Origin of the sequence: Streptomyces sp. NPDC051173 (assembly GCF_040689515.1) — a bacterium.
Lineage (GTDB): Bacteria > Actinomycetota > Actinomycetes > Streptomycetales > Streptomycetaceae > Streptomyces.
The window spans coordinates 59,552-72,591 of the sequence record NZ_JBFBBD010000019.1; the positions used below are offsets into that span (position 1 = coordinate 59,552).

6 protein-coding genes are annotated in these 13,040 nt (G+C 73.3%); 4 read left to right on the forward strand and 2 right to left on the reverse strand.

Going from position 1 to position 13,040, the window contains the following annotated elements:
- The first annotated feature begins 257 nt into the window (after positions 1 to 257).
- On the forward strand, positions 258 to 8,231 hold the full coding sequence (locus AB0435_RS13650; RefSeq protein ID WP_366427030.1) for a type I polyketide synthase: 7,974 nt from the start codon (positions 258 to 260) through the stop codon (positions 8,229 to 8,231).
- A gap of 70 nt (positions 8,232 to 8,301) precedes the next feature.
- On the opposite strand, the gene AB0435_RS13655 is transcribed toward AB0435_RS13650, so the two are convergent.
- The gene (locus AB0435_RS13655) at positions 8,302 to 9,459 is read right to left on the reverse strand and encodes a methyltransferase domain-containing protein (protein ID WP_366427031.1); all 1,158 of its coding nucleotides are present in this window, start codon (positions 9,457 to 9,459) and stop codon (positions 8,302 to 8,304) included.
- A 404-nt stretch (positions 9,460 to 9,863) separates the two neighbouring features.
- Between AB0435_RS13655 and AB0435_RS13660 the strand changes: the two genes are divergently transcribed.
- From AB0435_RS13660 to AB0435_RS13670, 3 genes are all read left to right on the forward strand, one after another.
- A complete protein-coding gene (locus AB0435_RS13660; protein WP_366002894.1) occupies positions 9,864 to 10,412 on the forward strand; it encodes a hypothetical protein in 549 nt (182 codons plus the stop codon).
- 114 nt (positions 10,413 to 10,526) lie between these two features.
- Positions 10,527 to 11,873: an FAD-binding oxidoreductase gene (locus AB0435_RS13665; RefSeq protein ID WP_366427032.1), complete on the forward strand. Its 1,347-nt coding sequence runs from the start codon at positions 10,527 to 10,529 to the stop codon at positions 11,871 to 11,873.
- A gap of 48 nt (positions 11,874 to 11,921) precedes the next feature.
- Positions 11,922 to 12,254 carry a helix-hairpin-helix domain-containing protein gene (locus tag AB0435_RS13670; protein ID WP_366002892.1) on the forward strand — a complete coding sequence of 111 codons (333 nt, stop codon included), beginning with the start codon at positions 11,922 to 11,924 and terminating at the stop codon, positions 12,252 to 12,254.
- A 32-nt stretch (positions 12,255 to 12,286) separates the two neighbouring features.
- On the opposite strand, the gene AB0435_RS13675 is transcribed toward AB0435_RS13670, so the two are convergent.
- Complete coding sequence (locus AB0435_RS13675; protein ID WP_366427033.1) at positions 12,287 to 12,985, reverse strand: helix-turn-helix domain-containing protein; 699 nt, start codon at positions 12,983 to 12,985, stop codon at positions 12,287 to 12,289.
- Between the last annotated feature and the right edge of the window lie 55 nt (positions 12,986 to 13,040).

A 13,040-nucleotide genomic window follows, 5' to 3' on the forward strand; every position in this document is an offset into this window, starting at 1 on the left:
ACCTCCTACCGGCCGTCATCCATCCGCCGGGCAGCGGCGGACCCGGCCCCGGGGCCATAGTCCCCTGGTCGGTCGATCCGTACACGTCCCGTTTTCCCTGCGTTCATGAGGATGGGCAGAGCTGTCGCAGCGGGCCTGGAACATGGGTGCCGGTAGCCTGTTGGCGTATTGCCGGGGGAGTGCCGTGAGTCAACATCCCGCTCTCGACGAGGGTTTCGCGGAGCAGGCTCTTTCGTCCGGTGGCCGAAGGGGTGGGGATGACGGAGATCCGCGACGAGTTGATCCGTGCGTTGCCCGGCGTGCTGAAGGAGCGCGCGGCGCGAGTGGGAGGGAAGACCGCCTTCCAGGACGCGCGCCGTGGCGTCACGTACAGGGAGTTGGAGGAGCGGACCAGTCGTCTGGCGGGCCACTTGGTGCGGCTGGGAGTACGGAGGGGCGACCGGGTCGCGCTGCTGCTGGGCAACCGGGTGGAGGCGGCGGAGAGTTTCCTCGCGGTGCTGCGGGCCGGAGCGGTGGGCGTCCCGCTCGATTCCGGCGCCGCGGACGCCGAGCTCGCGTACTTCCTCGACGACTGCGGGGCGGTCGCGGTGGTCACCGAGGAGGTGCTGCTGCCACGGGTCTCGCGGTTGGCGGCCGTTCGGCCGCGGTTGCGGCCGCGGGTCCTGGTGGCGGGCACGCACGAGGCGCCCGCGGGCACGCACGACTTCGAACGGCTCGCCGGGTCGGATCCGGGGTGCGCGCCCCGTGACGACCTCGGCCTGGACGAGGCGGCCTGGATCCTCTACACCTCGGGTACGACCGGGCGGAGCAAGGGTGTGGTCTCCAGCCAGCGCACCGCGCTGTGGTCCGTGGCGGCGGCCTACGTCCCGCTGTGGGGCCTGGAATCGCGGGACCGGTTGCTGTGGCCGCTGCCGATGTTCCACGCCTACGCCCACTCGTTGTGCTTGCTGGGAGTGGTGGCCGTGGGCGCGAGCGCGTACCTCCTCGACCGGGGTGCGAGCGTGGCGCAGGTGCTGGCCGGGCAGCGGTTCACCATTGTCGCCGGTGTGCCCGCCACCTACCGCCTGCTCACGAGTGCGGTCCGCGACGCCTCCCGGCCGCAGGCCGGCATACGTCTGTGTGTCACCGCGGGCGCGCCGTGTCCCCCGGAGCTGCGGGCGGACGTCGAGGAGCTGCTCGGCGTACCGCTGCTCGACGGCTACGGCAGCACCGAGACATGCGGGAAGATCACGGCCGACCGGCTCGACGGCTCCGGGGGCGCCGGTCCCACCGGTTTGCCGGTGCCCGGCGTCGATGTGCGGCTGACCGATCCTTCCAGCGGCGACGACGTCGCCGACGGGGCCGAGGGGGAGATCTGGGTCCGGGGCCCGAACGTGATGCTCGGGTATCACGGCCGCCCGGACGACACCGCCCGGGCGTTCAAGGACGGCTGGTACCGCACAGGAGACCTCGGTCGCCGCATCCGGCACGGCGGTCTGCGCGTCACCGGCCGTGTCAAGGAACTGATCATCCGTGGCGGCGAGAACGTCAACCCGGTCGAGGTCGAGCACGCGCTGCTCGCCTGCCCCGGCGTCGTGGACGCGGCCGTCGTGGCCAGGCCGCACGACGTGCTGGGCGAGGTGCCGGTCGCGTTCGTGGTCGCCGACCCGCAGTTCGGCGTCGACACCGACCGGGTGCGCGCCGTGTGCCGGGAGCGGCTCTCGGGCTACAAGGTGCCCGACGAGGTGTACGAGACCGACTCCGTGCCCCGTACGCCCTCCGGCAAGACCGACCGCTCGGCGCTGGGCCGGCAGTTGGCCGAGCGGCACGGGGCGGCGCGCGAGGCCACGGCGTCCGCCCTGCGTGGGCGCCTTTCGGCGCTGACCCCGTCGGAGCGGTACGGTGCCGTGCTGCGTCTCGTCCTCGCCGCGACGGCGCGGGCGAGCGGCGTGCCGGAGCGGGACGTGGAGCCGGGGCGGCCCTTCACCGCCTTCGGGGTCACATCCCTCGGGGGCGTGCTGCTGCGGGACCGGCTGGGCGCGGCCACCGGCCTGGAACTGCCCGCCACCTTGGTGTTCGACCACCCGACGCCCGCCGCCGTGGCGGGATTCCTGCGGACCGCGCTGCTCGGTGACCCCGCCCCGGACAGCGCTCCCGGCAGCGGCAGGGCGCGTACGCCGGAGCCGGTGGCCGTCGTCGCGATGGCCTGCCGGTATCCGGGCGGCGTGGCCTCCCCCGAGGAGCTGTGGCAGCTCGTCGCCGACGGGATCGACGCGACCTCGGACGCCCCCGACGACCGTGGCTGGGACCTGCCCGGTCTCTGCGACCCCGACCCCGACCGGCTCGGCACGTCCGTCACCCGCCGTGGTGGATTCCTGCGCGGGGCGGCCGGCTTCGACGCGGCCTTCTTCGGGATGTCGCCGCGGGAGGCGCTGGCCACCGACCCGCAGCAGCGGCTCCTGCTGGAGACCACCTGGGAGGTCCTGGAGCGGGCCGGCATCGACCCGACGGCCCTGCGCGGCAGTGACACCGGCGTCTTCGTCGGCGTGATGCACGACGACTACGCCGGCCGTCTGCTGCACCGTGGACCGCACGAGCTGGAGGCGCATCTCGCCCTGGGCTCGGCGGGCAGCGTGGCCTCGGGCCGTATCGCCTACGCCCTGGATCTGCGCGGGCCCGCCGTGACCGTGGACACCGCGTGCTCGTCGTCGCTGGTGGCGATGCACTCGGCGGCACAGGCGCTGCGGTCGGGCGAGTGCTCGCTGGCCGTGGCCGGGGGTGTCACGGTGATGGCCACCGTAGCGCCGTTCATAGCATTCAGCAGATTGCGCGGACTGGCGCCGGACGGCCGGTGCAAACCGTTCTCGGCCGCCGCCGACGGCACCGGCTGGGGCGAGGGCGCCGGGGTGGTCCTGCTGGAGCGCCTCTCCGATGCCCGGCGCAACGGCCATCCGGTGCTGGCCGTGCTCCGGGGCTCGGCCGTCGGTTCCGACGGCGCCTCCAACGGCCTGACCGCGCCGAACGGCCCGGCCCAGCAGGAGGTGATCCGCCGGGCCCTGGCCGCCGCCGGGCTGTCCCCGGCCGACATCGACACGGTCGAGACGCACGGCACCGGTACCGCACTCGGCGACCCCGTCGAGGCCCAGGCGCTCCAGGCCGTGTACGGGCGGGAGCGGCCCGGCGACCGGCCGCTGTGGCTCGGGGCGCTCAAGTCCAACATCGGCCACACCCAGGCCGCGGCAGGCATCGGCGGTGTCATCAAGACGGTCCTGGCGATGCGTCACGGACGGCTGCCGCGCATCCTGCACTGCGAGGAGCCGTCGCCGCGGGTGGACTGGTCGTCGGGCGCCGTACGGCTCCTGACGCGGGAGGAGGAGTGGCACCCGGCCCGGCCCGGTGGCCCGCGCCGGGCCGGGGTGTCCGCGTTCGGCATCGGCGGGACCAACGCGCACGTCATCCTGGAAGAGGCACTTGAACGGCCCGCCGCGGAGGTGTCGGCCAAGCCGTGGAGGACGGTCCCACCGCTGCTGCTGTCGGGCGCGGATCAGCGGGCTCTGCGCGCGCGGGCCGGGCAGGTGGCGTCCCTGCTGCGGGAGCGGTCCCGGCCGTCCGCGCTGGATGTCGCGTTCTCCCTGGCCACGACCCGGGCGGCGCTCCCGCATCGGGCGGCTGTGACCGGCGGGGACCGTGAGACGCTGCTGAGCGCTCTTGACGCATTGGCGGCGACGGGTGCCGGAGCCGCGGTGAGGCCGGGCGCGCCTGCGGGGCGGCTGGCGTTGCTGTTCTCGGGTCAGGGTGCGCAACGGCCGGGCATGGGGCGGGAATTGCATCAGGCCTTCCCCGGGTTCGCGGCCGCATTCGACGCCCTGTGCGAACGGTTCGACGGCACCGGCGGCCTGGAGCGGCCCCTGCGCACCGTGCTGTGGGCGGACGCGGACACCGGCGACGCCGCTCTGCTGGAGAGGACCGACTTCGCGCAGGCGGGGCTGTTCGTCCACGAAGTGGCGCTGTTCCGGCTGCTGGAGTCCTGGGGAGTGCGGCCGGACGCCGTGGCCGGTCACTCTGTGGGCGAGCTGGCAGCCGCTCACGTCGCGGGCGTCCTGTCGGAGCCGGATGCGGTGGAGCTCGTCGCGGCCCGGGGGCGGCTGATGCGTGAACTCCCCGGCCACGGCGTCATGGTGGCCCTGGAGGCCACCGAGGACGAAGTGGCGCGAGAGCTGACGGACCTGGCGCACCGCGTGGCGATCGCGGCGGTGAACGGTCCCCGGTCGGTCGTCGTCTCGGGGGAGGAGGAAGCCGTAAACGCCGTCGCCGCCCGGTTCACCGGGCGCGGACGCCGCACCACGCGGCTGCGGGCCGGCCACGCCTTCCACTCGCCGCTGATGGAACCGATGCTCGCCGAGTTCGGCCGCATCGCCTCAAGGATGACGTACGGGGAGCCGGGCATCCCGGTGGCATCGACCCTGACCGGCCGTCGGGCCGAAGGGGACGATCTGCGGTCGGCGGCGTACTGGGTGCGCCACGCCCGCGAGACCGTACGGTTCGGGGACGCGGTGCAACAGCTCGTGAACGACGAGCGGGTGACCGCCTTCGCGGAGCTGGGACCCGACGCGCAGCTCACGGCGGCCGCTATGGCCGGCGTCGCCGGGGAGCGCGAGGGGCTGCTGTTCACGGCCACCACGCGGGCCGGAGCACCGGAGGCGGAGACGGTCCTGGCCGCGCTCGGCCGGTTGCACGTACACGGCCTGCCGGTGGACTGGACCCGGGTGTACGCGGGCAGCGGCGCCCGGCGGCTGGACCTGCCGACCTACCCCTTCCAGCGACAGCGCCACTGGCTGGAGGAGACCACCGCCCCCGCACCGTCCGGCACGGAACATCCTCTGCTGACCGCGACGACCACCGTGCCCGGCACGGAACGCCTGCTGTGCACCGGCCACCTCTCCACCGCGGCCCAGCCGTGGCTGCGCGACCACGTCATCGCCGGGCAGCCGCTCGTACCCGCCGCCGCGTTCGCCGAGTTGGTGCTCCACGCGGGCGACGCGAGCGGGCTGGAGTTCGTCGAGGACTTCGCGCTGCTGGCCCCGCTGCCGCTGTCCGGCACGGGTGACAGGGTGCAGGTGCAGGTGGTTCTCGGCGAGCCGGACGCCTCCGGCCGCCGCACCGCGGACATTCACTCCCGCCCGCGGGAGTCGGGGTCGCTGGGCACCTGGACGCACCACGCGACCGGGCGGCTCGGCCCGGCCACCGGGCAGGGCGACCATGTCTCCGGCACCTCGGAATGGCCGCCTCCGGGTGCCGTGCCCATGGACCTCACGGGCGCCTACGAGCGCTTGGCCGACGCCGGTTACGCGTACGGTCCCGCCTTCCGGGGCGTCACGGGTGTCTGGCGAGGGCCGCGCGAGGAAGTGTTCGCCGAGGTGCGGCTGCCAGGGGCGGCGGGCCCCGACGCCGGCCGGTACGGCCTTCACCCCGCGCTGCTGGACGCCGCCTGGCACGCGGTACTGCTCGCCGAGCCCACCGCCGGTCCCGCCAGGATGCCCTTCGCCTGGCGCGGTATGCGCCTGTATGCCGTGGGTGCCACGGCGCTGCGCGTTCGCATACGTACCACTGGCCCGGACACGGTCGCCGTGGACCTCGCCGACCCCGCGGGGAGGCCGGTGGCCCGGGTGGATTCCCTGACCACCCGGGCCGTACCGGAATCCCTCGGTGCCATGGAGGAGAGCACGGTCTCGGGTCTGTACGGCCTGCGGTGGGTCGGTGTGCCGGCCGACGGCGACGGGCCGCTCCTGTCCGTGGCGGAACCCGACGACCTCGGTCTCCGCTCCGTGCTCCCCGGGCCGCCGGCCGGAACGGGGAGCGCCCTGATCTCCCTGTCCTGCCTCTCCTCGGGGGCCGGCCCGGTCGCGGACACCCATACCCTGACCGCGCGTGCCCTGGCCGTGCTGCGGACCCACCTGTCCGCCCCGGCCGCGCCGGGATCGCGCCTCGTCGTGGTGACCCGCGGCGCCACCACCGCCGTACCGGACCTGCCGGCCGCCGCGCTGTGGGGTCTCGTGCGTTCCGCGCAGGCGGAGTATCCCGGGCGACTCACGCTCATGGACACCGACGGCCGGCCCGACTCCCTGCGCCTGCTGCGCGCCGCCGTCGCCACCGGTGAACCCCAGCTCTCCCTCGTCGAAGGCGCCGTGCGCGTCCCCCGGCTGGTCGGCGCCGACACCCCGCAGGGCGGTTCTCCGGTGGAGGGCACGGTCCTGGTGACGGGCGGCACGGGAGCCCTCGGCGGGTTGCTGGCCCGGCACCTGGTCACCCGTCACGAGGTGCGCCACCTGGTTCTTGTCAGCCGTCACGGCCTCAGTTCGCCCGCCGCGCGACGGCTGCAGGCAGAGCTCGAAGAGTCCGGCGCCCGCGTGGACGTGATCGCGTGCGATGCCGCCGACCGCACCCGGCTGGCCGCCGTCGTGGAGACGTACGCGCACAGGCTGAAAGCCGTCGTGCACACCGCCGGGGTCCTGGACGACGGTGTGCTGGAGGCCCTGACACCCGGGCGGCTGGCCGCGGTGCTGCGGCCGAAGGCGGACGCCGCCTGGAATCTGCACGAGCTGACGAGGCGTCTGCCCCTCTCGCACTTCGTGCTGTTCTCCTCGGCGGCCGGACTGCTGGGCACCGCGGGCCAGGCCAACTACGCGGCCGCGAACACCTTCCTGGACGCGCTCGCGCAGCACCGCACAGCTCTCGGCCTGCCCGCGCTCTCGCTCGCCTGGGGCCCGTGGGCGGGCGGGGAGGGAATGGCAGCGCGTACCGCCGCCCCCGACCGCGCCATGGACGGCGTGCTGCGCGCCGTCCCGCCCGCCCAGGGTCTGGCGATGTTCGACGCCGCGCTGGGCAGCGCCGAACCGGTGCTGGCCCCGCTGCTGCTGGACCGTTCACGGCGGCCGGCCACCGCCGGGCAGCCCGTACCGCCGCCCCTGCGCGGGCTGTTGCGCGTGGCCCGCCCGGCGGCCGGTTCCGGGGGTGCGGCCGGGGCGGGCGATGATCCCGGGACCGAGGCCGGAGCGTGGCGGGAACGGCTCGCCGCGTTGCCCGCGTCCGACCGGACACGGGCCTTGACCGAGTTCGTCCGCGAGGAGGTCGCCGCCGTGCTCGGCCATGCCGACGCGTCCGCGGTGGCGCCGGAACATCCCTTCACCGAGCTGGGCTTCGACTCCTTGACCGGGGTACTGCTGCGCAACCGCCTCAGCGCGCTCACCGGCCTGCCCTTGCCCGCCACCGTGGTGTTCGACCGGCCCAGCGCCGCCGAGCTGGCCCGCCACCTCGACGACGAGCTGGGCAAAGCCCTGCCCGAAGGAGCCTCCGCCAGGCGGGGAACGGAACGGCCGCCGCAGACCCTCGCCTCCCTCTACCGGCGCGTGTGCGAGACCGGCGACGTCGTGTCGGCGATGCACTTGCTGGTGACCGCCTCGCTCGCCCTGCCCGCCTTCGACCACGCCGACAGCGCCCGGCACGAGCTCGCGCCGCTCAAGCTGGCCGAAGGCACCGCCGGTCCCGCGCTCGTGTGCTTCCCCGGCTTCTCTCCCACCCTCGGCAGGCCCTGGCACGCCACGCTGGCCGCCTCCTTCGACGGCGAACGGGACGTCATCGAGATCCAGCACCCCGGCGTCCGGCACGGTGACGCCGTCCCGCGGGACTGGCGGACCCTCGTGGACCTGCACGCCGGCACCGTGCGCAAGCACCTCGGCGACCGCCCGTACGCCGTCCTCGGTTCCTCGATGGGAGGCTGCCCCGCGCACGCGGTGGCCGCCCGCCTCGCGGCCACCGGCACACCACCGCTCGGCCTCGTCCTCATCGACACCTACCACGTCACCCCGGATCTTGAGAACGAGCCGTGGCTGCTCGCCCTGCCCGCCCGCATCTCCCGGCAGATGGGCGAGCGGTTCGACACCGCCGTGGACGACATGTCGATGGCCGTCCTCGGCGCCTACACCCGTATCGCCCGCGGCTGGCAGCCGGAACCGACTGACGTCCCCACACTGCTGCTCCGCGCCGCGGAACCGCCGCCGCAGTCACCGGCTCACGTCAGCCCCAGGACGCGGGTGGGGGAGCGGCGGACGTCGTGGCCGGTGCCGCACATCGCCGTGGACGTCCCCGGCGACCACTGGAGCATGACGGAGGAGCACGCGCACACGACGGCGGAGGCCGTCAGGGCATGGCTCGGCACACGACTCGCGGCCACCGGCCAGGGCAAGCCGCAGTAGTCGGTGAGAGGGGTGGCTTCCAGGCCGCCGGCCGGGCCTGGAAGCGGGCCACTGCCTGGCCGGCGGTGGTCTATTCGTCGGCCGGGCCGCTGCCGTCGGTGAAGACCGGGAGCGACGTGGTCTCCTCCCGCACCCACATCCACTGGCGCTCCGGGGTCGCCGTCATCCCCCAGTCGTACAGGCCGGGTTCGCCTGCGGCCGTCCACCACTTCCACGCCCGTTCGACTTCTCCGGCCAACCGGCGCGGCCCGCCCTGGCAGACGAGGACAGTGCCGTCGTCCTGGGCGTAGAAGGCCGCCCATGACGATGTGCTGTCGTTGAGCCAGACGTTGACTCCGTCGGCATCGGTGGTGCTGGTGATGTGCACATCCGGCAGCAGGACGCGCAACGCGAACCGCAGGTGCCAATCCGCATGCAGAGGGGACAGTTCGAGGTGTGCCTGGTGTTCGTGCTCGGGTTCCCGCCCGGCGCGTACCCGCGAGAAGTGTCGACGCGGGCCCCCGGAGCTTCCTCGGGCGGGCATGAACTGCGCGAGCCCTTGGACGTACCCGCGCGCGGATCCGGCGTCGTCGGCCACGGCCAGGGCCACGAGACCGAGGTGTCCCCAGGGGGTGACGACGCGGCCGCCCGGCCGGGCCTGCCCGACCCATGTCCAAGGGACGGTGTCGACGGCGTAGGTGGAGATCACGCGGTCGTAGGGCGCGCTTCGGGGCCAGCCTTCAGCGCCGTCCCCGACGACCACATGGACGTCGACATGGGACTGTTTCAGGCGCTGTCGCGCGTGTTCGGCGAGCTCCGGGTCGGTCTCGATGCTGACGACGCGCCCGGGGCCCGCCCGGTGGGCGAGAAGGGCCGCGTTGCGGCCGGTTCCCGTACCGAGTTCGAGCACGCGGTGGCCGGGCCGGACGTCGAGGCAGTCGAGCATGTCGGCGACGACGGACTCGCAGGACAGACTGGAGGTCGCCAGGCCGTCGATGATCTGAGTGACGGCCGCTTCGTACACGCTGCCGTACACAAGTTCCGTCCACCGCCCGGGATCGCTCCCGCGGTCGACCGGTACGTACACACGGCCGTCCCACTGCCACAGCCGGTCAGGGGCGAAGTGGTCGCGGGGGAGCGCCGCGGCGGCCCGGCGGATCCACGGGGAGCCCTCGGGCCACCCGTGGATCCGTTCCATCTCCGCGTCGTGCGCCTGGTGCGGGGAGGCCGGCTCGTGCACGGATGTCATTTCCTGTGCGTGCCGGACGGCGGAGGCGGGGGCGGCACCTGTCCGTCCGTATTGCCGGGCGGCGGCTCGCCCTTGTCCAGGTCCGGGTCCGGCTTGCGGTGATCACCCATGGCCAGCCACTCCGTCATGTGTCACGTCGAGGGCGGGGGGCATCGTGCCACAGCGGCCAGGCAGGGCGCCAGGGGTGTCAGCTCCGTGAGTCGGCCCGGCGGTCCTGAGGGTGCCTCCGCCCCGTCCGTGACCCGCCCGCCGCGCCCGTCGTCTCAAGGAGCAAGAGGAGGTCTCCCCGGGTGAGGTGCCTGGCACTCGGCCCGGCCGCAGGGGAGAACCCGCCGGGGAGCGGTTTCCTCCTGTTTCCCCGGGCGCAGTATCGAGAAGGGCGGCACAGCAGAGGGGAGCGCGCCATGACCGTGATCGCCGGGCTCGTGCACGACGGGCGGGTGCATCTGGGCGGGGACTCGGCCGGTGTCTCCGGCCTCGACCTCACCGTTCGCCGGGATCCGAAGATCTTCCGCAACGGTCCCTACGTCATGGGCTTCACCACCAGCTTCCGTATGGGGCAACTGCTGCACCACGCGTTGAAAGCCCCCACTCCCAAGGGCGACTTGGACCGGTTCATGACCACCGTCTTCGTCGACAAGCTGCGCACGTGCCTCAAGGACGGCGGCTGGGCGAGCAAGGACTCCGAACAGGAGAAGGCCGGGACGTTCCTCGTCGGTGTGCTCGGCCGCCTGTTCGCCGTCCACGACGACTACCAGATAGCCGAGCCCGCCGACGGATACGCGGCCGTGGGGTGCGGGGGCCGGTTCGCGCTCGGCGCTCTGCACGCCACCGCTGACCTGGGTCTGAAACCACGCAGGCGACTGGCGCTGGCCCTCACGGCCGCAGGCCACCACAGCGCCGGGGTCTCCGCGCCCTTCAGCTACGTCTCCGCACGAAAGCGCCCTGCCTGACCGGGAGCGGCCACACGCTCGGCGAACTGCAACCAGGTGGGTTCTACGCTCCGTCCGGAGGCATGTCCGATTCCTTCAAGATGTCATCTTGAGCTGCTTGATTACATGGCGGGCATGAGCACGCACATCGAATGGGCCCTTCAGCCCGGTGAGCCGGGGTACGACGACGCCCGGCTGGGGCTGAACAGGGCAGCTGAATCACAGCCGGCCTATGTGGTCGAGGCGGCCACCGAGCAGGATGTGGTGGCCGCGGTCAGGCTGGCCGCCGAGCAGAAGCGGCCCGTGGGTGTGATGGCCACCGGTCACGGCCCGTCCGTGTCGGCCGATGACGCGGTGCTGGTCAACACGCGGCGGATGGACAGTGTACGCGTCGACGTGGCCCGGGCGACGGCGTGGATCGAGGCAGGAGCGCGCTGGCGGCAGGTGCTGGAGCACACCACCCCGCACGGGCTCGCGCCGCTGAACGGCTCGAGCCCCAACGTCGGCGCGGTCGGCTACCTGGTCGGCGGGGGCGCGGGCCTGCTGGGCCGCCGCTTCGGGTTCGCCGCCGATCACGTACGGCGGCTGCGCCTGGTCACCGCCGACGGCCGGTTGCGTGAGGTGACGGCCGAGGCCGACCCCGACCTGTTCTGGGCGGTGCGCGGCGGCAAGGACAACTTCGGCCTGGTCGTGGGCATGGAAGTCGATCTGTTCCCGGTCTCACGGCTCTACGGGGGAGGGCTCTACTTCCCGGGCGAGGCCACCGCCGAGGTGCTGCACGCCTACGCCGAGTGGGTCCGGCACGTACCCGAGGAGATGGCCTCCTCGGTGCTGCTGCTCCACAATCCCGACCTGCCCGACGTGCCGGAGCCACTGCGTGGGCGATTCATCACCCACCTACGTATCGCCTACAGCGGCGAAGCGGCGGACGGGGAGGATCTGGTGCGGCCGCTGCGCGCACTGGGCCCGGCGCTCCTGGACACCGTGCGTGACATGCCCTACGCCGAGGTCGGCACGATCCACCACGAGCCCACGTCCATGCCGTACGTCGCCTACGACCGCAATGTGCTGCTGAGCGACCTGACGGACGATGCCGTCGACACCATCGTCGCCCTGGCGGGACCGGCCGCGGGGGCGCCGTTCGTCACCGAACTGCGGCACTTCGGCGGCGCGTACGCCCGCCCGCCGGAGGTCCCCAACTGTGTGAGCGGGCGCGACGCGGCCTTCACGCTCTTCACGGGTGCCGTCCCGGGAGGAGAGAACCTGCGGCGCCGCGACGACTTCCTGGACCGGATGCGTCCGTGGAGCACCGGCGGCGTGAACCTCAATTTCGCCGGTGTCGAGGACACCGATCCAGCCGACGTGCGCGCCGCCTACACCCCGGCTGATTTCGACCGGTTGCGGGCTGTCAAGGCCCAGTACGACCCCGACAACCTCTTCCGCGTCAACTTCAACATCCCGCCGGCGGAGCCCTGGACGTGAGCGTGCGACTGAGCCCCCTCGGCATCGTGACGGAGAGAAGGAGCCCAGGTGACCTCCTCTGACGGATCGGACCTCACCGAGCTGGTCAACGTGGGCCGGTCCGTGGCGAGGTACTTCGAACGCATCGGCATCACCGAGATCGCGCAGCTGAGGCACCGGGATCCGGTCGAGCTGTACGAGCGGATGTCGGCCGCCTTCGGCGAGCGGCTCGACCCCTGCCTGCTCGACACCGTCATGTCGGCTGTGGACCAGGCCGAAGGTCTGCCCGCTCGCCCCTGGTGGCACTACACCCCTGAGCGCAAACGGCTGCTGGCCGGCGAAGGCCACGGCCGGGCCGGCAGGGCCGCGAGGGAGGACGGCGGCACAGAGACACAGGCGTGAGCACAGGGGAGACGGCAGTCACTGCCGACCGGTCACCTCGCGACCAGTTCGCCCAGCGGTCTCCCCGCCATCTCCCGCACGTCACGCGCCAGATGAGCCTGGTCCGCGAAGCCCGCCAGAGCCGCCGTCTCCGCGAACGGGACACCATCGCGGGCCAGGGCCAGGGCGCGCTGCATGCGCAGGACCCGGGCCAGGGTCTTGGGTCCGTATCCGAACGCGGTCAGGGAGCGGCGGTGGAGCTGCCGCGCGCCGAGACCCACCGAGTCGGCGGTGGCTGTGACGGAGCGGCCGGCGTTCAGGGATGCCACGACCGCTCGCAGGAGCGGGTCGACGGGTTCCGCGTCGGCCGCGAGACGTAACGCCAGATCCTCGAGCGCGGCGGCCGGGTCGGTCGCCGCGTCGACGCGTTCCGTGAGGCGGCGCGCCCTGGCGCCGGGCCAGAGATCGGCGAGATCCACTCGCTGGTCCCGCAGTTCGTGCGCGGGGATACCGAGCAGGGCGGGGGCGACACCGGGGGAGAAGCGGACACCCACCCAGAATCCCCGGCCAGGGCTGTAGGCACCGGTATCGGGCCCGGAGACGACGAGGCGGCCCGCCGTCCACAGCAGGTCTATGCAACCGTCCGGCAACACGGACGTCGCCTCACCGCCACCTGCGCACCCGGGCGTTCCCTGCGCCCAGACGATCGCACCCGGCAGCCGGGACACACGCTCTACGTACTCGGAGGACACGCCGAGAATTTTACGCCCCGAGCGCCTCACCCCCGATGAACAGGTGTCCGTGGCG